The organism is Flavobacterium magnesitis (assembly GCF_041729735.1).
GTDB classification, from domain to species: Bacteria; Bacteroidota; Bacteroidia; order Flavobacteriales; family Flavobacteriaceae; genus Flavobacterium; species Flavobacterium magnesitis.
Genome location: NZ_JBCFQK010000034.1, coordinates 1 through 24,199, shown reverse-complemented (window position 1 = coordinate 24,199; position 24,199 = coordinate 1). Strand labels below are relative to the sequence as shown.

At 31.4% G+C, this 24,199-nt stretch carries 15 protein-coding genes and 2 pseudogenes; 4 read left to right on the top strand and 13 right to left on the bottom strand.

The genetic code is table 11. The annotated features are described in order from the left end of the window. A pseudogene (locus AAGV33_RS15675) lies at positions 1-704 on the bottom strand (DNA topoisomerase IB); the annotation flags it as partial. 410 nt (positions 705-1,114) lie between these two features. Here AAGV33_RS15675 and AAGV33_RS15670 point away from each other — a divergent pair. Then, positions 1,115-2,572, top strand: coding sequence for a glycoside hydrolase family 130 protein (locus tag AAGV33_RS15670; RefSeq protein ID WP_373393268.1), 1,458 nt, complete (start codon positions 1,115-1,117; stop codon positions 2,570-2,572). A gap of 69 nt (positions 2,573-2,641) precedes the next feature. On the opposite strand, the gene AAGV33_RS15665 is transcribed toward AAGV33_RS15670, so the two are convergent. The 12 genes from AAGV33_RS15665 to AAGV33_RS15610 all read right to left on the bottom strand — a co-directional run bounded on the left by AAGV33_RS15665 (position 2,642) and on the right by AAGV33_RS15610 (position 21,574). Further along, a complete protein-coding gene (locus AAGV33_RS15665; RefSeq protein ID WP_373393266.1) occupies positions 2,642-4,972 on the bottom strand; it encodes a glycosyltransferase in 2,331 nt (776 codons plus the stop codon). Between the two features lie 155 nt (positions 4,973-5,127). After that, positions 5,128-6,684 (bottom strand): hypothetical protein, encoded by a 1,557-nt coding sequence (locus tag AAGV33_RS15660; RefSeq protein WP_373393265.1) that lies wholly within the window; start codon positions 6,682-6,684, stop codon positions 5,128-5,130. A 271-nt stretch (positions 6,685-6,955) separates the two neighbouring features. Further along, entirely contained in the window at positions 6,956-7,297 is a 342-nt protein-coding gene (locus tag AAGV33_RS15655; protein ID WP_373393263.1) for a hypothetical protein, read from the bottom strand. 43 nt (positions 7,298-7,340) lie between these two features. Further along, on the bottom strand, positions 7,341-8,243 hold the full coding sequence (locus AAGV33_RS15650; RefSeq protein WP_373393262.1) for a mechanosensitive ion channel family protein: 903 nt from the start codon (positions 8,241-8,243) through the stop codon (positions 7,341-7,343). Between the two features lie 11 nt (positions 8,244-8,254). Continuing rightward, complete coding sequence (locus AAGV33_RS15645) at positions 8,255-10,081, bottom strand: SLC13 family permease (protein WP_373393260.1); 1,827 nt, start codon at positions 10,079-10,081, stop codon at positions 8,255-8,257. Between the two features lie 53 nt (positions 10,082-10,134). Continuing rightward, positions 10,135-11,145 (bottom strand): AI-2E family transporter, encoded by a 1,011-nt coding sequence (locus tag AAGV33_RS15640; protein ID WP_373393258.1) that lies wholly within the window; start codon positions 11,143-11,145, stop codon positions 10,135-10,137. 27 nt (positions 11,146-11,172) lie between these two features. Beyond that, on the bottom strand, positions 11,173-11,931 hold the full coding sequence (locus AAGV33_RS15635; RefSeq protein WP_373393257.1) for an MlaD family protein: 759 nt from the start codon (positions 11,929-11,931) through the stop codon (positions 11,173-11,175). Positions 11,932-11,937: 6 nt separating this feature from the next. Further along, complete coding sequence (locus AAGV33_RS15630) at positions 11,938-12,681, bottom strand: ABC transporter ATP-binding protein (protein ID WP_373393255.1); 744 nt, start codon at positions 12,679-12,681, stop codon at positions 11,938-11,940. Next, positions 12,681-13,499 (bottom strand): MlaE family ABC transporter permease, encoded by an 819-nt coding sequence (locus tag AAGV33_RS15625; protein ID WP_373393253.1) that lies wholly within the window; start codon positions 13,497-13,499, stop codon positions 12,681-12,683. The genes AAGV33_RS15630 and AAGV33_RS15625 overlap by 1 nt, the downstream gene beginning before the upstream one ends. Positions 13,500-13,624: 125 nt before the next feature. Further along, entirely contained in the window at positions 13,625-15,913 is a 2,289-nt protein-coding gene (gene tamL, locus AAGV33_RS15620; RefSeq protein ID WP_373393252.1) for a translocation and assembly module lipoprotein TamL, read from the bottom strand. After that, the gene (locus AAGV33_RS15615; RefSeq protein WP_373393251.1) at positions 15,900-20,891 is read right to left on the bottom strand and encodes a translocation/assembly module TamB domain-containing protein; all 4,992 of its coding nucleotides are present in this window, start codon (positions 20,889-20,891) and stop codon (positions 15,900-15,902) included. The genes tamL and AAGV33_RS15615 overlap by 14 nt, the downstream gene beginning before the upstream one ends. Positions 20,892-21,226: 335 nt before the next feature. Further along, a complete protein-coding gene (locus tag AAGV33_RS15610; RefSeq protein ID WP_373393249.1) occupies positions 21,227-21,574 on the bottom strand; it encodes a winged helix-turn-helix transcriptional regulator in 348 nt (115 codons plus the stop codon). Between the two features lie 101 nt (positions 21,575-21,675). On the opposite strand from AAGV33_RS15610, the gene AAGV33_RS15605 reads away from it, so the two are divergent. The 3 genes and pseudogenes from AAGV33_RS15605 to AAGV33_RS15595 all read left to right on the top strand — a co-directional run. After that, positions 21,676-23,001: an NtaA/DmoA family FMN-dependent monooxygenase gene (locus AAGV33_RS15605; RefSeq protein ID WP_373393247.1), complete on the top strand. Its 1,326-nt coding sequence runs from the start codon at positions 21,676-21,678 to the stop codon at positions 22,999-23,001. 33 nt (positions 23,002-23,034) lie between these two features. Further along, complete coding sequence (locus tag AAGV33_RS15600; RefSeq protein ID WP_373393245.1) at positions 23,035-23,787, top strand: NADPH-dependent F420 reductase; 753 nt, start codon at positions 23,035-23,037, stop codon at positions 23,785-23,787. A gap of 184 nt (positions 23,788-23,971) precedes the next feature. After that, positions 23,972-24,199 (top strand): annotated as a pseudogene (locus tag AAGV33_RS15595) (AraC family transcriptional regulator); the annotation flags it as partial.

The following is a 24,199-nucleotide window of genomic DNA, read 5'->3' as shown; positions in this document are numbered from 1 at the left end:
ATTACTTTTTTTTCTCCATTTTCATCAATAAACTTAAACAATTCCCATCCTGGAAGTTCCTCGCAACGGCTAACTAATTTTATAATTTTCTTATTCCGGATTGTAATACTGTGTTCAATACCTTTTTTACCCGTAAATTGAATTTTCATTTTATCTTTAAAAATATTCACATGCCTTTTCCGTAAGGTCGTTAAACCATAACTTTTATTTTCTTTTTCGTAATAACTATTCCCAATACGAATGTGTGTTTCTTCCATCAATCTAATGACTAGAGCAACTACTTTTTCCTTAGACCATCCTTTCTTTTTTAAATCCAAATCAACTTGTTTTCTAACTAATGGAAGCGCTTTACCAAAAGAATACATTTTATAAAACTTAGTTGTATTTCTTATTTTACTCCAGTTGACATGGTATAAATACTGTTTTCTGTTTTTAGCATCTCTTCCTATTGCTTGCAAATGCGTGTTTTCAATGTTGCTTATTCTCACTCCTTCCCACATAGGAGGAATAACTAAACTTTTAATACGCTCAAGATGTATCTTATCCAGCATACGTTCGCCATTCATCAAGTAAGTAAATCCTTTGCCCTTCTTTTTTCTAATAATTATCAAATCTTCATCATAGGCATAAATAAGATTGTATTTAACTATTATTTCTTCTGGTTGACATAGTAATTGCTCTAATTCTAATTTATGAATTTCCATATTTTTAATAATAATCGTTTTTTATAAAACAGTTAAAAAGAAAAGCTAGGCTCAAATTAAATTTACTAATTATTTCTTCTTTTTTTGCTCTTAAACGATAAAAAATATGACTCTAAATAGGAAATACAAATATTAATTAGTACCAAATATTCCCTGATTTTGCATTTGGGTTAAGAATTATATTTTTAAGATTAACATCCTTTATCTTTTGTAAATATCTTTAAAACAAATTCACCTTTTTAGTTTAAAAATATTGGTGCAAAATCTCAAACAACGCACTTAAATCATTCTTAATCAAATTATTAAATTCAAAATAAGTGTTTTTAGTAAAACACAATTATTCTTTTAAATACTTATTTGATACATTCTAAATAATTACAAATCAACTTTAAAAAAAAATTAATACTATTATGCCAATACAAGTAAATCGTAAAAACCTTTATTTCCGACCTGATTCAAGCAGAGTTGTTGCTCGTTTTTTCAATAATGGAGATACCCGAACTATTAATTTAGTCCAACGTATAATGGAATTAAGCGAAGAAACAGTTAAGCAGGAACTTGAAATTACTTTTAATGAATTTAAAAACAGGCATAGAAATATTTCCGAAATTTTCTTAAAACACGCCAACAATTCTAAAAAACTAATCGATTCTATAGGAGTTGATTACGATAAACTTTCTTTAGAAAGACGACTTTTAATAGGCTCTTATTCAACATTAGAATATTCTCTGGAAGCAGCCGCTTTGTTTAACCCTTCTATTATGGAAGATTTTGACCAGTCATTTTTAGAAGAAGGAGAAAAAAGAGTCATCTTATCTTTTAGAGCTACAGGAGAAGGCCATTTGTCTTCCATTGTTTTTAGAAAAGGGATTTTGGATGCATCCAATAATCTTAAAATGGTGGAAGCGCACAAACATATTGATCTTCCAAATATCATTGAGAAAAAATCGTACAACAAAAAACGATTTATGGATAAAATGGAAGAAATGAATATTCCTAAAAAATATTCGACTCCCATAATGGATACTTTACCCAATCGTTTTGAATATTACACCCTTAAAGAAGCAGTCAAAAACATTCTGGCACTAGACATTGATGAGTCAAAAAGAAAAGCGCTTAAAGAAATGACATGGCTAGTTAATTCTTATTATGATATTGAATTTAACAAAGATTCTAAAATATCCGGACGTGCTATTTTGCCCATTTCTTCATCAGAAAGTCGTGGTATTGAAGATGCCCGATTTGTTCGTTTTACAGAAGATGATGGAACTGAAAAAATTTACGCTACTTATACTGCTTATGATGGTTTTACGATACTTCCAAAGTTACTTTCCACAAATGATTTTATAAATTTCCGAATTATGCCGATGCATGGAAATGGAGCTCAGAACAAAAATTTTGCTCTTTTCCCTCGAAAAATAAAAGGAAAATATGCCATGTTAGCCAGAATAGATGGTGTTAATAATTATTTATTTTATTCGAATAGGATTACATTATGGAATGATCCAATAAAAATTCAGGAACCTAAATTTCCATGGGAATTTACCCAAATAGGAAATTGTGGCTCACCCATTTATACTGAACACGGTTGGTTGATTATTACACATGGTGTAGGTCCTATGAGACGTTATTCCATTGGGGTGTCCCTATTGGATTTAGAAGATCCCACAATAGAAATTGGAAGACTAAAAGAACCGCTACTATCTCCATTAGAAGAAGAAAGAAATGGCTATGTTCCTAATGTTGTTTACTCTTGCGGAAGTATCATTCACAATAACCATTTAATCTTGCCTTATGCTGTTTCAGATTATGCTTCCTCTTATGTTACAGTAAATATGGATGAACTGTTGGCTGAATTAAAAAAGTAAAATATCACCATTGAAAAAGCTTACAAAATTAAATCTTGTAAGCTTTTTTAATGTGCAAAATATTCCATTTTAGATGATTTCTTCTTCTTCAAAAGCCAATCTGGATAACAAGTAACTCACAGTCGATTCTGAACCCTGGTTTAGATTAACATTAAAAGCTTCAAGTCCATCATGACAACCGCCAGTACACGGGTTGTAGATTATTTGCTTTAAATGATTATTGCCTAAAAACCAATTAAAAGCAACTTCCATTTTTTTATCATAACCTTCATTTGGATACTCTGCATTGAATTGTTTTAAAGCAAAGATCGTGTACGCAACATCTATAGGTTGTTCTCCACCCAAATCGGCTGATTTTTCATCTACCCCTTTCATCAGCCAGTTTTTATTAGAAATAACTCTAATGGCGTCCTCTGTAAAGATTTTAGATAGCAAAAAATCAAAAGATTCTTTCGCTATTAATTTGAATTCTGCGTCATTAGTAGATTTCCATGCATACAAAAGGGATTCTGATAAGGCGCTATTCCCATAAGTAAGATAAGGTTCAAACCATTTCCAGTCGTTTTCAGAATGAGAATTATACAGATTTGTAAGTTTTTTTGCTGCCTCATTTATAATTTCAGTAGTCTTGACATCATTCTCAATTGTATTAAAATAATACAATCCTTTTATAGCAAAAGCCAATGCTCGGGGGGAATTAAATTGATGCAATTCTTTACTAAAATAGTTCACACACCATTTTATATTCTGAAACAATGGAGTATCAAGATCTATCGCTTCTTCTAATGAAGAATAAGCAGTTCCTAATGCCCAAATAGCTCTTCCATTAGAATCTTCAAGATTTACTTCGGCATTTTGGCTTGTAAATTTTTGATGTTTATCTACATAATTTAGGAACAAACCATTATTTCGCTGACATTTCAGGATAAAGTTGATATAGATTTTGGCTAATTGTATATCTTCTGGGTTTTTGGTCAGTTTATAGTTTTCACAAACCGTTACCAGTGCTCTTGCATTATCATCTAAGGTGTAGCCCGATTCTAAATCTGGAGTGTCAATTTTTGAAAATTGAATGATCCCCACATGGGTAGTCAATGCTTTTAGATGGTCAAAATTCAGCTTTGGTTTTTTATAGGTTAGCTGTATATCTTTTACCATTTCTTCAGAAAAAAGAGAAGCATGCGCTATAGCAGCATTGTCCCATGAAGTTGCCGAAGAAGTATGCAATGCTTTTAATTTCATACTTTCGAGCAAATCTTCATCTTTTAATAATTCATTCAATTTTTCGGCTAATTGTTTGGAATTACCAAAATCAAATAACAATCCCTGACCGTCTTGCAAAACTTCTCTAGCATGCGGAATGGGTGTAGAAAGTATTGGACAACCACAACTTACTGCATAAGAAAAAGTACCACTTACGGCTTGATTGGGATCTTTTGAAGTAAAAACATAACAATCTGAAAGTTGTAAATACTCCAGCAATTCAGGAAGTGGCACAAATTTATTTACAAATTTGACATAATTACTGATATCTAAGTCCTCCACTATTTTTTGCAAATATTCCATATAGGAGTTTCCTTCTTGATGAAATAATGTAGGATGTGTTTTCCCAACAATTAAAAACAAAATATCAGAATGCTCTTTAATAATTTCAGGCAAAGCATTTAGTGTAGTTTCTATGCTTTTTCCTGGCCCTAAAAACCCAAATGTAGAAATTACTTTTCTACCTAATACATTGTGTTTTTCTTTAAGAATGGATTTGTCTAAATGTTTGACCAAATGCGTTCCGTGTGAAATGATTTTAATTTTATCTGGATCAACTCCATAAGTATTTTGTAACAAATCAGCCGACGAATTTGTCATTACAGTAACTTTTTGGGCAATAGCAACCAGTTCTTTGACTGTTTTCTCCAAAGCTTCGTTGGGTTTTGGAAGTACCGTATGAAAAGCAATAATTATGGGTTTTGTAAGCGCTCTTAGGAATTTAAAAAAAGAAGCTTCGTCATTACTGAACAAACCAAATTCATGCTGAATCATTACAAGTTCTAAATCCTTATCGGAATTTATACTATTAGCAATAGATTCATAGGATTCTGAATCATCCGTATTTAAAACTAAACTAACTTCTTTCTGTTTGTAATCATGCGGTTCTGTATTGGATTGCAATGCGCATATTTGTATATCGAAAGAATTTTCGAATTTATTATCTAAAGCACCTTTTAGATCAAATGTGTAAGTGGCAATACCACATTCCCGGGGTGGATAAGTGGCAACTAATAGTATTTTTGCTAAAGGTTTAGCCTTGCTTTTTTCAATACTAATTTTTCTCTTAAAGTTATTTTTCTCCTTTTTAAAAAGTGTAGTCGTAACTTTGCTTTCTATGTTTTGGCTGTATTTCATAAGACTCCAATTTAATTTACCTTCTACATCATCAATCGCAATAATGTTTAAGCTAATTTATCTATTATGAAGCACTTACATTACCCTTAAAAAGTTATTTGTTAACCCAATCCAATTTAAAAAGTGTATTTGTAATTTAAATTTAAGTCTCTTTTTTATTCTTTTTTACCATTACCTGTTAACGTGCTAACAACTCCGCTTTTTACGTTAATCCACAAGTAGTTGAAAAAAGATTTGGTTGCATCACGTTCTGCCTCAATATCTCCATATCGAAAATCTTTTGGATCTTCTTTAGAGTCTTTTCGAATAAAAATATTTCCTATAGTTGTTAAAACCTTATTGATTTTGTTGCTGTTTTTACGCAATATTTTAAAGTTGAAATCGTCATATTTCATTTTCATTTCTCCTTTTGATACTGTATTATTAGCATAAAAATTAAAATACATTTGCTGTAATGTTCCTTCGGCAAGGGCATTCAAGTTCGGTTGGAAAAATGGATTTAAAACGGGAGCATTTAGGTTACTTACCGAACCATTCACCGTAAATTCATCAGCTGAATTATTGACATCAAAAGTCCAGTTTAAGGTTAATGGTGCTTCTCCCATCAATTTAGATATGACTTTTATTTCTGTTTTTTTAGCTTTTTTCAAGTTGGAAATTTCGTAAATAGTAGCATCTACCTCATCAAAAAATAACTTACCTGCTTTTTTATCGGGATCTACTAATTCCGCATAAGAGATGTATCCGTTTTTAATTTTTAGTTCATCGATTTTCAAATCAAAAGACAAATTTCTTAAGGATTTACTATACAATGGTTTTATCGTTAAATCATCAGCAATGAGTTTGTCTCTATAAATTTCGAGATTAGGTTTTACTATTTCGCCTGATGTTGCAGTAATTGCCAATCGAGGTTTATCTAAATTAAAATCAAATTCTTTTAGAATAATCTGCGGAATGTTCAACTTAATATAATCGCGCTCTTTTTTTAAATGTGCTGACAATTCTTTTTTACCGTATTTAGGAATAATTTGAAAATTAGTTATTTTCAATTCTTCTTTATTGGCAGAAACAGAATCAATTTTAAGTTTATCAAAAGCATTATTATCTAAAACTATTTCCTGAGCATCGAGCTCGTAACTATTATAAGTTACAGGCATTTTTTCTTTAGATTTTAAATCGAGACTACTATCCAGAATAGTTAAATTATAAGACGAAAGTGCCATCTTAATACTATCGGCACTTTTTCTCATCACCGCTACACTTCCATTTGTAATCGCGATTTTTTTAATGTTAAGTGTTTTTATTCCATCATCATTGGACTTAACATCTGTTTCTTTAGAAACACTTTTTTTGTACGGATAATAAAGCAGCTTAGGATTTTTTAATTCAAGGCTTTTAATCGTAAGAATTTCATTGAACAATAAATCCCAATAACCAATCCCGTTTAATTCAAGACTTTCTGTCTTTAAATCAGTATGGTATTGAGTAGTATCTTTATTTTTAATTTTAAGGCTTGTATTATTCAAAGCGATGTTACCTAATACAATATTAATATCTATATCAGAATACTTTAGGGAATAATTTTGAGGGATTTTTTCAACTATCAATCCCTCCAGTTTTTTTTTAGCATATCCTTGTAGTATGAGAATTCCCAAGACAATAAATAGTAAAATGGAGAATATTTTTATATATTTTTTATTTCTAATCTTCATAATATTTTATTGGTAATATTCCGCTTTAAAATAACAATCAAAGCAAATTGGGTTACTACAATTGTGCAATCTATTTATAATTTTATTGACTTGTCCGCTAAGCGGACTAATATCCCAATAAAGAACGCAGATGAAACGGATTAGGCAGATTTTCGCTGCTATTAATATTAAAATCAGTTTTTATCGGTTTAAATCGGTATCATCCGTGTGCCATTCTCAAAATTGGTACAAGTAACGGATAGTCATATAATTTTAAATAGAAAGCAAAAATCTATTTGTCATTATTGATACTTTCTTCATCTGAAATATTAGATTCAGGGATTTTTTTGAAAAATTCAGATAACTCTAAATCAGCAGTTGGTCCATACCCCATTAGTAAAGTTCCTTTATCACCATTTGTAGTTTTAATAATGTATAAAATAGACATATCTTCAGGATTACTAATTCCTTCATATCGATGCTCCGCCACAACAAAAATATCTTCTGGCTGGTATTCTGTTTTAGTATCGCTATTTATAAGTTTATTGTTTTCAAAATAAAAATTAGCTGTAAAACCTTTATCCTGATACGTTTTAATATAACCTATTTCATGTTTGTCAAATTCATTTTTCATGTTCTTCTATTTTTTATGATTACTATTTAATTAAAGATTCTCCTTAATTATTTTCCTGATTGTCGTCTTCTGATTTAGCATCGAAAGTATTTTTGCCAAATTCCACCGTTCTAATTGGATATGGAATAGTTATTCCTTCGGCTTCAAAATGACTTTTTATAAGTTTTATGGCTTTATGTCTGGCATCATGTTCTTGTTTAATTTTGATCATGTCAATCCAAAATCGGGTCATAAAACCAATTGAATAATCACCAAATTCCGTAAAGAAAAATTCTACTTTTTCATCATCGGCTTGTTCGAAATTTTCGTTGATAATACGTATTACTAAATCTTCTACCTTTTGAAGATCACTTTCATAACTCACAAAACATTTTACTGCAATTCTGCTTCGGGTACTTATAGAATAATTCGTAAAATGATTGTCCACAAATTTTGAATTGGGCACAATTACATAATTATTATCGGTTTGTCTTAGCACTACGTTTCGCAAAGTAATTTCTGAAACAAATCCTTTAACATCAGCCGTTTCTATATAATCGTTTATTCTAATTTTGTGCATAAACGATAATACCACTCCTCCAAAAGTATTGCTTAATGTTCCCTGCAATGCTAAACCTATGGCTAAACCTAAAACCCCAGCACCCGCAAGAACACTGGTCAACAATTTATTAAGTCCTAAAACGCTTAATGATATAAAAAAACCAATTAATAAAACTACTATAAAAGCAATTTTAGCAGAGATGTTTTGTATCGATTTTTGAGCCACTCGGTACACTAAAATTTTCTGCAATATTTTTTTAATGCTTCGCGCAATAAAATAAAACAAGATCATAATTAGAATTGCCATAATAAAATTTGGCAATTTCAAAATGAATGCATCCAGCCAACCGTCTAGCTTATCCCATAAATTATTTATGGTTTTTTCGAATTCAAAATTATCTTCCATATTCTAAATTATTATATCATTTTTGTCAATAAGAATGTTGCCAATAGCCATAAAATCGTACTTAATATTCCTCCTATCAATAAAAAATGTTTAAAATTATAATTACCTATTCCATATATTATGGTATTCGTTTGATAGCCCATAGGAGTAAAAAAACTAAAATTAGCTGCAAACATAATCGTCAATATAAAAGGTTTAAAATCTAAATTCATACCTTGAGCAATAGAGATAGCAATAGGAGTCATGATAACCGCCGTTGCATTATTACTCACTACTCCACTTAATAACATGGTTACTAAAAATAGTGTACCAATAATAATGTAATTAGACTGACCCCCTAAAAAATCCAATAATTTTTCTGAAATAAAAATATCAGTACCCGTATTGTGCATAGCAAATCCCAATGGCATCATACCTGCCAGTAAGAAAAAGATTTGCCAATTTACTTTTTTGTAAATCGTATTCAAATCTAAATTCTTTGTTAGTAACAAAACACTAACTCCCGTTAATGCACTTACCATTATAGACAATAAACCTGTTGCTGCTAAACCAATTACTAGAATTAAAACAGCTAATGAAAAATATTTTTTAAAATTTGAAATTTTATCAGCAGTGTCAAATTCTTGTAATAAAACTACATTTTCCATGGATTGTAAAGCAGGAAGCTGCGATTTTGATACTTCTACTAATAGTCGGTCACCGGCTTTTAAAACCAAATTATTCATACTACTTCGTACAATTCGTTCCTTTATATTCATAAAGGTTTTTCTCTTTTTTATGGCCAAAGGAATAGCATCTTGAATCATCAAACTACGCAAACTACCCATATTTTTATCAATCAAAATAGCACCTGGAAGTATTAAAAGTTCGACAAAAACATTTTCATAAAGTTCCGTAATAACTTCCGTTTCTTTGTTTTTTTCAGCCTCTAGTTGTAATTCATCCACATCTTTTTCTTCATAAACTGAAAAATCATCTGATTTTTTTATCAAAGCTAAATTCTCAATATTACACATCAAAAGAAGTTCATCGCCTTCCTTAAGCGTAATATATTTCCCTGGAGAATTATGAACAAGATTGTTTCTAATGATTTGCAATAGCGAGATATTTTCATTTAAAAACAGAAAACTATCTTGAATTTTTGTGCCTATTAATTTTGAATCTGAATTGATCCGAATCTTAGTAATATAATCTTCAATTTCGTAATCTTTACTAAGGCTTTTTGCTTTATCCCACGGAAGCCAACGTAAGGTTAAGGTAACAAAAACTACAGCAACACATAAAAATGTAATTCCTAATACTGAAAACTCAAAAAAGCCTATTTGTTCTGCTCCTAAATTATTAGCAACTGAATTCACAATTAAATTAGTGGATGTTCCCATCAAAGTACAAGATCCACCTAAAATACCTGCAAAAGAAATAGGCAACAGCAATTTAGATTGCGGGATTTTATACTTTTCTGAAAGCTGGTTGACAACTTTAATGAATACAACAACCACTGCTGTAGTACTTATAAAAGCCGAAATACCTGCTGTAACAAACATAAAAATAGGAGCCATAACGTAAATGGGCAGCGATTTAATCTTCCCCATACCAGAAGTAAGCCAATGGATAACTCCATTTTCTTCCATTGCTATAGCTAATATCATTAATGTGAGTACCGTAATTGTTGCACCATTTGAAAAACCACTAACACCTTGCTCAGGGGTTACTAATCCTAACAAGATTAACGATACAATAATTAAAAATGCTATTTTGTCTATTGAAAAAATTTCAAAAACAAACAGCACTATCGTAGATAACAATACCCCGAACATTAAAATGATATTCCAATCCATAGACAACTATTTATTTTTAAAACGTTATTTCAATAAAAAATTCAGAAAAACTTTTATTCTTTTACAAATTCCTGTTTATAAATGCGTACTACTAATAAGAACAAACTAAGCAATAACGGACCAAAAACTAAACCCAGAAAACCAAAAAGCGGAATTCCGATTATAACTCCTAAAAGAGTAATTAAAGGATGAACATTATCCATTTTTTTTAATACATACAAACGAATGATATTATCGGTAGTTCCCACCACTACTATACCGTATATTAAAACACCCCAGGCTTGAAATGTATTTCCATCAGACAATGCCAATATAAAAACAGGAATGGTTCCTAAAAAATTTCCAATAAAAGGAAGCATTGAACCGATAGTTACAACTACAGCCCAGAAAAACGGACTTTCTACGCCAAATATCAAAAATCCTATTAAAGCAACAATACCCTGAGCTATTGCCACAAGAGGAATTCCTAATGAATTAGAACGTACCATTTCGTTGATTTTAACTCCTAATGTTTCAATGTTTTCGTTTTTCATAGGAATGTATTCAATCAAAACTTTTCTAAGTTGCTTTTGATTGATTAGCATATAATACAAGAAAAAGTACATTATAGAAACCGCAATAAATGTATTCAAAGTCCCTCCTAAAATATCACTTACACTATTGGCTATTCTGCTCGAAATAGAAGAAGCATCAATTTGGTCAGTAATACTAAATCCTAAAGATTGTTCCCAACTTTTCAAATTGGATTTAACCACTTTTATAAACCTTTCTGAGTTTTTAGTAGCTTGACCTATTTTATTACCTAACATTAATAACGCACCTGCAATAGGAATTAAAATAGAAATAAAAGACATAAACATAAGAAATGCTGCAGCTAAACTAGGTCTCCAACCTCTTTTTTCCAGCTTTTTCATACTTCCCTTTAACAACACATACAAGGTAATAGCTCCTAATACTCCTAAAAAGTAAGGAAGCATTTCTCTAAAAATCAAGCCTCCCATTAAAAGGATTAATAAAAGAACGAAGAGTTGACGAATTATATTTGGTTTTATAATCTGATCCATTAAGGCAATTTTAAAATTTATTACTTATTATTTCTTTGCTTTTTCAGCTTGTTTTTTAGCTTCTTTTTCCTTTTTCTCCGCCTCTTTTTTTAGTCTTTCGGCTTCTTTCTCTTTTTCTTTTTCTTTCTTTTTAAAGTAACCTCTCAATAAAAAGTTGCTTTTGGCAGCTTCCATATTTTCATTTAAACCTTTGGAACTTTTTCTTAAATTTTCCATTGTTTTATCTAAGTCTTTTGCCATTTCCTCATCATTCATCAGCTTCCCTATAGTACCTTCACCATTATTAACATTATTTAATAAAAGAGCCAGTTCGCTGGTAATAATCTCCGCATTCTCTGCCGTTACCTGAACTGATGATAAAATAGCATCAAATTCTAAAGGTTCCATAGACGTGATGGTCGCGCCATCTTTAATTTCAGGTAGTTTTGTACTTCCTTGCGAAATAATTAGAATTTTATTCCCAATAACTCCTTCTGAAGCTATTGAAGCTTTACTATCTTTTTTAATAAATTTCTTGACATCTAAATCCATCACAGCCTCAACATTTACTGTAGAATCATTTATTATTGCGATATTTTCAACAGTTCCAATGGCAATTCCGGAAAAACGAACCTGCGCTCCAATTTGTAATCCACTCACATTGCGGAAATTAGTATTAATTCTAAATTTTGAACCAAATAAATTTTGATTGGTTCCAATGAAAAAAATGATTAGAAATAATATCAAGATTCCTAAAGATACAAAAATTCCTAATTTTACTTTATATGCGTTGCTATTTGTTTTCATAATAATCTATTTAAAAAATGATTGAATGTATGCATCTTCATCGTTGAGGAATTCCTCTAAACTGCCTTCTTTATAAACTTTTCCGTCCTTAATCATTACAATTCTATCAGCTACTCTTTTAACACAATTGATGTCATGCGTAATAATGATGGATGAATTGTTAAATTTAGATCGGGTTTCGTTTATCAAACTGCTTATTTCATTTGAAGTTATGGGGTCTAACCCCGTTGTGGGTTCATCGTATAAAATAATTTCGGGATGAACAACCAATGTTCTTGCTAAACCAATTCTTTTTTTCATCCCTCCCGATAATTCCGATGGCATCTTATCGATGGCATCAGGCAAACCTACATTTTCTAAGGCTTCAACAATTTTATCATTAATTTCTTCTTTCGAAAATTTCTCTTTTATTCTCGAAAGAGCAAATGTCAAATTTTCTCTCACCGTCATAGAATCATAAAGTGCAGCGCCCTGAAAGAGGAAACCTGTTTTCTTGCGTACTTTTATTAAATCTTCTTCTTCAATATCAGTCAAATCATGTTTTCCTACTGTAATACTTCCTTTATCATGTTTTAAAAGACCTACAATACATTTGATTAAAACTGATTTACCTGATCCCGATTTACCTAATACAACTAAATTTTCTTTTTCATAAAGTTGCAATGTAATACCGTCAAGAACCTTCAAGTCGCCAAAGCTTTTTTTAAGATTCTTAATATCTATAACTACTTTGTTAGATTGCTTTTTCATTATAATAAATCGGTTATTTGTACAGCAATTAAGTCTACAATGATTAATAATAATGATGCGGTTACAACAGCTGAATTTGCTGCAATCCCAACACTCTCAGTTCCTCTACCAGCATTATATCCTTTATAACAGCCTACTAAACCAATAACAGCCCCAAAAAAGAAAGACTTGATTACCGCAGGAATAATGTCTAGAAAATCTACATTAATAAACGCTTGGGTTAAAAACAATTGAAAACTCATATCGTCTTTAATGTTTATTCCTAACCAACTACCAAAAATCCCAATAGCATCCGCATACAAGGTTAGTAATGGTATCATTACAGTTGCTGCTAAAACTCTTGGGATTACTAAAAAATTAATTGGGTGGGTGTTAGAGACTTCCATAGCATCTATTTGCTCACTCACTCGCATGGAACCTAGTTCGGCTCCCATACTCGAACCTATTTTTCCAGCAGAAATTAAAGCTGTAATTACAGGTCCCATTTCTCTAATTATAGAAATGGCCACCATACCAGGCAACATGGCTACAGCTCCAAATTGAACCAATGGAGGTCTGGATTGAATAGTAAGTACTAAACCAATAATGATACCTGTAATAGAAATTAATCCTACAGATTTATTACCTATTTGGTAACATTGTTTTAGGAATTCTTGGAACTCAAATTTCTTGGTAAAAAAGTTATTAAACACGGTTTTCAAATACTGTGTAGCATTTGCCAGATCAATAAAAAAAGAGATACTTTGCTCTTGAATCCGAGTAATAAGTGATGGAGAATTTAATGAAACGTCATCAGCTTTGCGTAATTGTTTTGGCATAACTTTACTATTAAGGATAATAAATAAAATTACACTCTTTATTCCGTTTTAGATTATATTATTTTAATATTATCTTACATAATAACAATGAAAAAATGTATGTCAATATATTTAAGAAACTGATTTTAAAACGGATACCCAATTGCGATATTAAATATTAAATTTTCTTTTCGCCAAGCACCATCAGAAAATTTAATTTCATCAATAACCCATTCATTGCCTTTAGGTAAATAAGGTTTTCTTAATGGAAAAGCTAAATCAGTTCTAAGCACCAAAAAATTAAAATCAAAACGCAAACCTAATCCTGTTCCTACAGCAAGTTGGTTTAAAAATTGTCCTGTAAATTCGGCTCCTGGTTTTTCATCAGTTTTGTTTAACAACCAAATATTACCTGCATCTACAAACAGTGCTCCTTTTACTAATTTATATATCTGAGTTCTTAATTCGGTACTGAATTCAAACTTTAAATCTCCCGACTGATCTGGCAAAAATGAATTATCGGTTACCGTACTTCCATCAAAAGTTCCCGGACCTATCGATCTTGCTCTAAAAGCTCTGATACTACTTGTTCCTCCAATGAAAAATTGTTTGATAAAAGGCATATCTTTAGAATTTCCATAAGGAATTCCCGCTCCTAGAATAATTCTGCTGGCAAGCGTAGTTTCTCTATTAAAATTATAATAATGACGGAATTCAAGTTCTAATTTCGAATATTGACTGAATGGAACTCCTAATAAATTTTTAGGGTTTTCATCATTACCACCTAATAACAATCCTAATGAATTACCAGAAAAATCAATTCCTCCCTTAAAATAAATGTTATTTTTTTTATTCTGCACCATTGTATTGGTGTAGGTGTAACTATAATTCGTCCCAAAAATAAGTTGTCTGTCGATCACTCTTTGCAACGAAGGATTGTCATCAATTTGAGATTGGTACAAATCGGAGACATCATTAGGCGAAGTATAAGCGATGTTAATCAAATTCAAATTGTGTTCTTTACGCTCATTTTCTTTCCATAAATACCCAAACGAACCATTAAAGGTTTTTAACGAATATAATTTTGTTCTCAATTGGTATTCATAACTTAAAGATGCTTTGGTTTTAGGTACAAAAGCACTACCAGAAGTCATTTCGAAAGGAGAAATAAAACGAGGCCAAACCAAACTGGCTTCACCTCCAAAACGATACACATTAAAACCTCTATTTTGACCAGCAACCTGAACTTCAACACCTGTAAATGCAGATATATTTAATAATTCAGCTCCTTTAAGTAAATTTCTATTACTCCAATTAATATTTAATTCGGTACCTGAATAATTAGCCGTATTGGTTTTAGCCAATGCTTCTACCTGAATTGATTTTTTAGGCAAAGGAGTTAAATAATAATAAACATCTAATTTATCTTTAGACGCTTCATTTTCTTTAAATTCATTCTTGACAAATTTGAAAGTTCCTAACGTAATCAATCTATTCAATGATAAATTATGAGTGGTTCTATTGTACAATTCGTCTTTATTGAACAATAAAGTTTTATCAAAAATAAAAGGTTTAAAAACCGTTCTATTATCAATAATGGTAATATCATCATATTTAATGGTATCCATTTTTCGACCAGAAATAGTATCTCTTCTTAAATTGAAACTTGGATAAACATAAATGTCATTAATCTTATATTGATTTTTAGCTCTTTCAGGAATGTTATTTTTAATTTTTACAATTAAATCTACTTCATGATTCGCAACCGTACTATCAACCTGAATTAAAAGATAGTCTTCGTTAAAATAATAAAAACCACGCTCTTTTAACCTTGAATCTATTCGGGTACGTTCCTTTTTGATGTTCTCTAAATCGTAAGGCCTGCCTACTCTTAAAAAACTGTATTTTTCCAGTTGTTTTATTTCTTTTGCTAAAAGAATAGAATCCTTTGGAAAAACAACTGATTTTATTTTGTACTGATTATTTAATTCAACCTCATAAGTTGCTTTTACTTTTTTACCTTTTTTTATAGTATCTGCAGTGGTATTTGCATTGAAAAACCCGCTGTTTTCCACATTATTTTGAATCACTTTTTGATTGTAATCCAGATCAACTTTACTCATTAAAACAGGTTCTGCACCCAGTTTGTATTTCAACCAATATCTAAATCCTTTTTCTTTCTTAACATTTCCCGCCAGATTATAGAAAAAGATACCAGGTCGCATTCCGAAAATCGATTTATTGGGTGCGGGACGAATCAAACCTTCCAATTCTGATTTTACTTTCTTTCTCGTGCTTTTAGATTCTTCTCCTTTTTGCACCTTAATAGTATGCCCCACATATAATAAATCACCTTCTGGAATTTTACTCGTACCGCTACAGCCCAACAGTAAGCTGACTAAAAAAAGTAGTGTTATGTAGTTATTTATTCTCATTTCTTCTCTGTTTTTTTCTAAAGGCTTTACCCTTTTTTTGAAATAACTCTTTAAATTTATTGTAGTTCATTGTAATTATAAAAGCCACACCCGTTTCTACCACTTGACCTTGTAGGGCTACTTGATAATTATTTTTTCTGTAAGCTCTAAATTTATAACGACCGTCTTTAGTAATTAAATAATCAGCAGTAACATCACCAGCAATATTTGTAGATTGCTCGTTTTCTTGCTGAGCTCCTTCAACCCCAAAACTACTTCCCACAGTAACTTTCAATCTTTCATTGAACAATTGTTTTGAAAGTCCCACACTCAAATCTGTTCTTTCTTGTTTTTCTCCAGTAGTGTAATCTTCTGTAGCCTGAAGATCAAAATCCAATTCAAAACCTTTTATCAAATCTCCAGCTAAATTATTAAGTTGCTGAGATAAAATTTTGCTCACACTTTGTTTCGCTAAAAAACTACCGCTAGTTCCTCCAGCTTCACTTTGAAAAGGGTTGTCCCCAATAAAACGATTCAATAGTAACAAAGCAAATACTTGTTTGTTTAAAGCATCATCATCTCGTCTTATTTGTTCTAATTTTGCCTCAATTGTATTGATTATTTCTGTTGAAACACTGTTATTTCCTTCTGGCAAAATAATATCAAAACTAATTTCAGGCTTTAACAATTCGCCTTCCATTTTTAAGTTGGTTTCAAAAGGAATTCTTTGTTTATAGGTATTTCTAGCTTCATCCGTTATTCCTGCTAATTGATCATCTACTAAATCCAGCGGTGAAGCTTCCACCTTGTAAACAGCTGTAATATTGATATTGGCAGTTGTAGGATCTCCTGTCCATAGAATATAACTCTCTGGTTGAATTTCAAATTTTCTTCTAATCAAATTGAAACTCATTTCATAAGCACCTCCTGTAAATTCATATTTACCAGTCAATGTTGTTTTTCCCGACGGATCAATTCCTCCTGTTAACTCAGCTTCTCCTTGTAATTTTAAGTAATCCCCATTCGCTTCGTCAATTACAATAGAAATTTCTGCATCCTTATCCACCACAATATTTACCGAAGCGTCAATTCCAGTTATTTCTGTTTGAGTAAGCTCGGCAGTTGGATCAATATTCGAAATTAAAACAGGCTGATCCTGATCTATAAATTCTACAATTCCTTCTCTATCGGCTATCGATGGATCACTTTGTGGCAATACAATGGTAAATTTTGTATCCTCATTAATTTTTACGTTTCCGTCAATAACAGGATTGTTTAAAGTTCCTTTTACCTCAAGGTTATTATCCAAATACAATTCGCCATAGAACAGTTTATTGTCTTTTGCTTTTGAATTTACTGCTCTGAAATTTTTAGCAACAATATTCAAATCGAATCCTAAATTTGTATAGTCCTGACTGTTTATCGCACCATTTATGGTTAAAGGATTCTCGTTCTCATCCTGAAGTTTAAAGTTTTGAAAAATGATTTTATTGGAATTGAAAGTAATATTATCATCATTAAGTTTGAATTTTGAATTTAATTGAGTCACATTAAAAGCAACTGAATTAAATTTAATATTTCCATTCACATTTGGATTTGAAGTTTCTCCTTTAACATCTAATTTTCCGTTTAAATAACCTTCACTTTCCCTTATATTATCCAAACTAAAAGCTTGTGCTGATTTCATTTGGAGCTTCTCGATATCCACAATAAAATCTAAACTTTGATTACTAACATTGTAATTTCCGTCAATATTTACCTGATTATCAAAACCTGACAATCCAACACTTGCATTGTATAAATTAGCGGTTTTGTTATCTACTTTTAGCACTAAATTCCCAATGGTATCTTTTTTAATACTAAAATCATCAATCTTTAAATCGGCTATAAATAATGGATCGACGGTTATATCTTTAATAGTAGCGTTTCCATTAATCACTCCGCCTGCTTCAAAATTAGATTTGGCAATACTGGTTAAAGATTCTATCTTGAAATTTTTTAAATCCACTAAAATAGGTGCATTGGCAACCTCATTTTCAGATTGAATCGAAAATGATTGTCCTTCATTTTGAATGGTAAACTTAGAAATCAACAATGCTTTTTCCTCTAATTTGATCACATTATTAGGATCAATTGTCCAATTTTCATAATTTAAAATAAGCCTTTCTGGATTAAGATGAACGGTAGATGCGCCCAAAGTATCTTTGAAATTCCCATTAATTACATATTTTTCTTTATTTTCAAGGTCTTTAATATTCAACTCATAATCAATGATATTGTCTTCCAGTTTACCAATTAATGTAGTTTTTGGAATTTCAAACTGACTGTTTTTAAGCACTCCCAAAGACAAATTATAAAGCAAAGCATTCTCTTCATTATTGATTTTTAATATCCCATTTGAAATTTCATTATTACCATACTTTAATTTTGGAATCGAAGCATTGATGACAATGGTATCATTTTCTGAATTGTATTTTCCGTCAATTTTAATTTCAGATAATTCCTGAATTTCAGGCAATAACTTTTTAGTAATCTCGTGATTTTTAACAAGGAAGTTAAAATCCATATTCTGATTTTCCTCATTCTTAACATACTCCTTGTTTATTTTGTAATATTTAGAAATAGAATTAATCAATTGGTCGCCAATGGTCGAAAGTTTATAATTTCCCGAAACCACTCCTTTTATGAATTGCGAATTCAAAATAATAGAATCCCTATCAACAGTAGAAACCGCTTTTAGACTAATCGTATCTAATGAAAATTGCTCTTTTTCTAAAGCAATTGTAAAGTTATTAGCATCAACAGTTCCGTTAAGATTATCTGGATTTAAATCGTCAAAATTAGCAGTAACATCCCCTCTTATTTTTAATGGACCTGCATGAAGATTTAATTTATTCAAATCTATAATATCCAGATTCAGTTTTAAATCTAATGTTGGTTTTTTAGGATTCGATGATCCTTTTGCAGCTAAAACAAAGGTTAAATTAGGATCAGTAGCATTCGCATTAGCTTCAAAAATACCATTTTTAATATTTCCGCTAAGGTTGATGTTTTTATAATCGTAGGCATTGTACTGCGCTTTCAAAATCTTCGAAGTCAGTTTTGCCGTTGCTGTTGATGGATCAAGGCTTCTGCCGTTAACTCTGGCATTGGCAGTTATTTTGCCTATTTTTTTATTTTTAATTAATTTTCCAACATCAAAATTTTGAACCGTGGCATCAGCTATGTATTTCTCGTTATTTTTTCGGCTTTGATCAAAGGTTGCTTTTAGAACTGCATTTCCCATCGAGCTTTTCAACACTAAATCAGTTTGAAACGCAGCAATTTTCCCTCTAAAATTTCCTTTTAGATTGAATTTTGCTGGCAACTGAATCGTATTTGGAATGGTGTTTTTAGGTGTGAAAGCATAAATATCTTTGGCAGAACTTTCAAAATTTAAAATTGCAACATCAAAAACACTTTTGTCAACATCAGGCAAACCTTTGATGGTTCCTTTCACATTAACTTTTGTAGTACCAATTCCGCTTGCATTGAATCTCTCAATTTGTAAATTATCTAATTTTCCTTTTACAACAGCATTAAAATCTACAATGGCATTCGGATAATTTTTAAAAATATCGTTCGTATTCAACTGCGGAACAAGTAATAAAACATCTTCAAAAGCTATTTTACTGTCTTTTAAATTAGCATCTACCGCTAAATATTCTATATTTTTACTAAGCGATTCTATGGATGGATAAGTGACTAAAATATTATCCTGCAAAGTAGTGTTAGGCGTTTTTAGATACAATTTTTTCAAGGAAGCGCCTTTGGGAGCATAACTGAATTCAGTAGTTAATTCGTCTAATTGAAAACCACTTTTATCCTTAAAAGTCAGCGAATTGATGGTTCCACTGTAAGTTTCCCAAATAGCAATTGATTTTCCATCGAAAGATAAATTGGTTAACTCAAGGTGATTGTAATCAATTCCTTTTTGAGTTCGTACTGCATTCTCATTATCAAATTTAAAATTTAAAGTATTAATAACAATAGTCTCAGCGTCAATTTTCCAGAGCGTGCTATCTGTCTTTTCTTCAGATTTCAGAGTATCTTTTTCTGATTCTTTTTCTGATTTTGTTAACGTAAGATAACCGCTTGTTTTATTCAGTTCTATTGAATTCAAATCAATAACCTGATTTTCTAAATCTACATTATTTACTTTGGTTTTTAACTTTTGAAATTGAATTTTGGTATCCAGATTACTGATGGCATTTTTATAAGCAACATCAATATTTTCCATATTAATATCTTTCAACTTTAGTTTTATCACATTAGTTTCAGCTTGTTTTTCAATCTCCTGAGTCACTTTTTTAGTAACTTCAACTAAATTCTGATTCAAATTCAGTTTCAACCCTTTTAGATTGATTTTAGGGATATCAAAAGCTAAATTATTCAAATCAAAGTTATCAATATCAGTATCAAAATGTTGGATAAATAATGAAATATTACTTTTAGCAACAGCATCTTTATAACTAAATTTAATTGCATCAAGATTAATTTCCTGAATGGAAATCTCCATCGGTTTAGAATCTGTTTTAGCTTCATTTGGAGATTCAAAAGCTTTGATAATATAATCAAAATTAAAAACGGAATCTTTGTTTACCTCAATATTAGCAGTGATTTTTTCTAAATCAATCGAATTAATTTCTACTTTATTATTTAATAATTGAAAAAGACTGATATCTACTTTTAAAGATTTTCCAGCTAACAAAGTATCTTTAGACTGATCTTCAAAATAAAAATCATTTAGAATAATTTTTTTAGGCAATCCTATTTCTATAGAACCCACCTGTACTTTTGTTTTTATCTTTTTTTCCAAATAAGTAACAGCCTTATCTTTTACAAAATTTTGTACAAATGAAATTTGCAATGCAATCACGATTAACAAAAAAAGGGCAATAAAGAACAGTATGATTCTTAAAATAATTTTAGTGATTTTTTTCAATTTTGAAGATGTCATATTTTTTAATAGTCAATTTAAACTATAACATTTAAGTGTAATTTATTCTATAAAGAATATCCTGCTAAGGTAATAGATATAAAGCATTTCTCCTTTTCTAAATATTATTTTAAAACAGCTTATTTCTATATTCTCTATTTAAAAATTGGCTAAAACCAATTTTTTGTGAAGGTATCGCTATTACAGTTTAAAGTATTTATATAATTACATTGATTGTTATTACAATTTCAATGTGTATTTTTAACTTAAAAGCATGGGGAAAATCGAAAAATTAAGAAATTCAAACTTACTTAAAAGAAATATGGAAAATTATGTGAATAACTAAGATTAACATTTTATTTTTTAAAAATTTTCTCACGATGGCTAATCCCCCAATCTTTCATCGCATAAATAATGGGTGTCAAGGTATCCGCATAAGGCTCAAGATGGTAAACAATTTTCACAGGATAATCTTCAATTATTAGCCTCTTGATTAGTTGATGTTGTTCCAGCTCTTTAAGTTCTTTTGCCAATACTTTTGGTGTCAAACCAGGAATACTCTCTTGAATATCCGTAAATCGGCTGTTGCCAACACCAACCGAAATGATGATGGGCAATTTCCATTTACCACTAATAACATCTAACGTGTCTCTAACAGGTTTCACAGTATTTAGACACTCACAATATATTTTCTTTTTTGCCATAATATATTAGATATAATTCACTTTCCTTTAGGAAATCACTATACAAAGGAAAGTGAATTTAATTTAATTTTGCAATATAATCTCTTCAAAATTTGTAAATTATGAAAATTAATAAAAAAATGCTCATCGGTCTTCACCTCGGAAATGGCTATGGTTCTCAGTCGGGAGCTTGGCGTATGCCAGGAGTTGATCCTATGAGCTATACAAGTTTTGATGCGCGTGTAAAGCAAGCTCAGGCTGCAGAACGTGGAAAGTTTCAATTTCTATTTTTACCCGATGGTCCAGGTGCAGTGATGACAGATATAGAAACGGAAGCTCCGGCTTTCAACCTTGATGTGATGATGACCCTTGCCGCAGTGGCGAGAGAAACCGAATATATTGGATTGGTCGCTACGGGATCTACCACTTTTAATGAACCTTTCAATTTGGCGAGGCAGTTTAAAGCATTGGATGTTATGAGCCAAGGCAGAGCGGGTTGGAATGCCATCACATCGAGCGGAGAAGATGTTGCCGCTAACTACGGAAGAAGAATTCCGTCAAGCGAAGACCGTTATGGTCGTGCTCACGAGACTATCCAACTCATACAATCACTTTGGGGTAGTTGGGGAAAAGATGCCTGGATTCATAATCAGAAAACGGGACAGTTTGCGAACAAAGACCAAATCCTTCCAATTAATTTCCAAGGAAAATATGTGAGTTCCAGAGGTCCACTATATATCCCGCCATCGGAACAAGGACAGCCCATTATTTTTCACGCTGGTGGAAGTCCCAACGCACATGAGTTGGCAGGACGTTTTGCCAATGTTGTCATTGGTGCAGCATTTACCATTGAAGATGCGAAGGCTCAGCGAAATATTTTCAGAGCATCAGCAAAAAGCTACGGTCGTGATCCTGACGAAATCAAATACATTCCGGGATTGATGACTACTATCGCCAAAAACAGACGCACAGCACTCGATCGACGCATTAAGTTGGGTGGAGATTCGTTGATACAAAGATTAGGCTATTTGCAACAAATGTTGGGTGTTGCACTTGACCCTTCCAGAATAAATGAACCGATTTCAAAAGTACAACTGGATGTAGCCCGACCGTCACGTTATGATCCTCGTTCGGCTAATGCTTTAAAAATCGCAAAAGAAGGTTGGAGTCTACGGGATATTCTTGCTCACGGTGTGATCGATTATCATCCTGTAATTGTTGGTCCTGGTGTAGAAGCAGCCGACCATATGCAAGCTTGGTTTGAAGCAGGCGCGGCAGATGGATTCTGGATTTCACCAGATGTAAATGCAGACGGAATTGATGCTTTTGTAAATGAAGTCGTTCCGATTTTGCAAGAGCGTGGGCTTTTCCATACGGAATATGAAGGTAAAACTTTGCGAGAAAATTTGGGTGTAACAGATCAATACGGCATTGATCCACGAGTTTGAATTTAAAATTATAACAAATAAAATTTATATAAAATGAAAATAGGAATAATTGGTACTGGTGCAATTGGTGGTACCATCGCAAAAAAAATGGTTGCATCTGGTCACAATGTGAAAGTCAATAATTCAAAGCAAGGAGAGAAACTAAATGCTCGTGCTTTAGAATTAGGAGCATCACCTGCAACAATAGAAAATGTTGTAAAAGATGTCGATGTTATCATCCTATCAGTGCCAACAGTAGCAATTCCAACTTTACCCAAAGACTTATTCGCAAAAGTTCCAGAAAATGTGATTGTAGTTGATACTTCTAATTACTATCCTTTTCGTGATGCGGACATTGATGAAATTAAAAACGGAAAAGTAGAAAGTGTTTGGGTGTCTGAGCAATTAGGAAGACCTGTGATAAAAGCCTTCAACAACTTATTGGCAGAAACATTGGAAAATGGTGGAAAAAAAACTGCTACTGAAAACAGAATTGCAATGGCTGTAGCTGGAGATGATGAGGAAGCAAAAAAAGTAATCACGGGTTTAATCAATGATGCTGGTTTTGATGCAGTTGACTCTGGAAATCTTTCTGAATCCTGGAGACATCAGCCAGGCACCCCTGCTTATTGCACTGAACTTAATGCAGAGGAATTAAAACAAGCACTTTCTGATGGTATAAAAGAAAAAGCCCCCTCCTTAAGAGATAAGGCTATTGCTGCGCTTTCTTCTCTACCATCATATCCATCTCATCCAGATATAGTAAAATATAATAGAAGATTATTTCAAAAAAATTCTAACACTTAAGCAAAATAATTGCAAACTAGATCTTACTTCGCAAACTTAAGTAAGATCTAGTTTTAAAATTATCCAATTAAGAATACAACATCGGAAAAATACAACATCGGAAAAAAATTAAATTAATAAATCTGTTAGAAAGTCTAAATAGAAATCTAACCCTAAAAACACTATCTTTGATTTTTACAACAAAATGAATTCAATAACTATCAAAGAATTTTATCAGGATATTTTAGGAGAAAGCTGTCCTGACATCAATCAATTCCTTAATGATAATATCAACAAGGACATTGGTCATTTTAATATTTTTGACATTTCAGAAATCTCCAAAACCTGCTCGTCAAAAACCGGAATGCCTTATAATAGGAGAACGTATTACAAAATAAGTCTGATAAACGGAAAAAACAAAGTAGAGTACGCC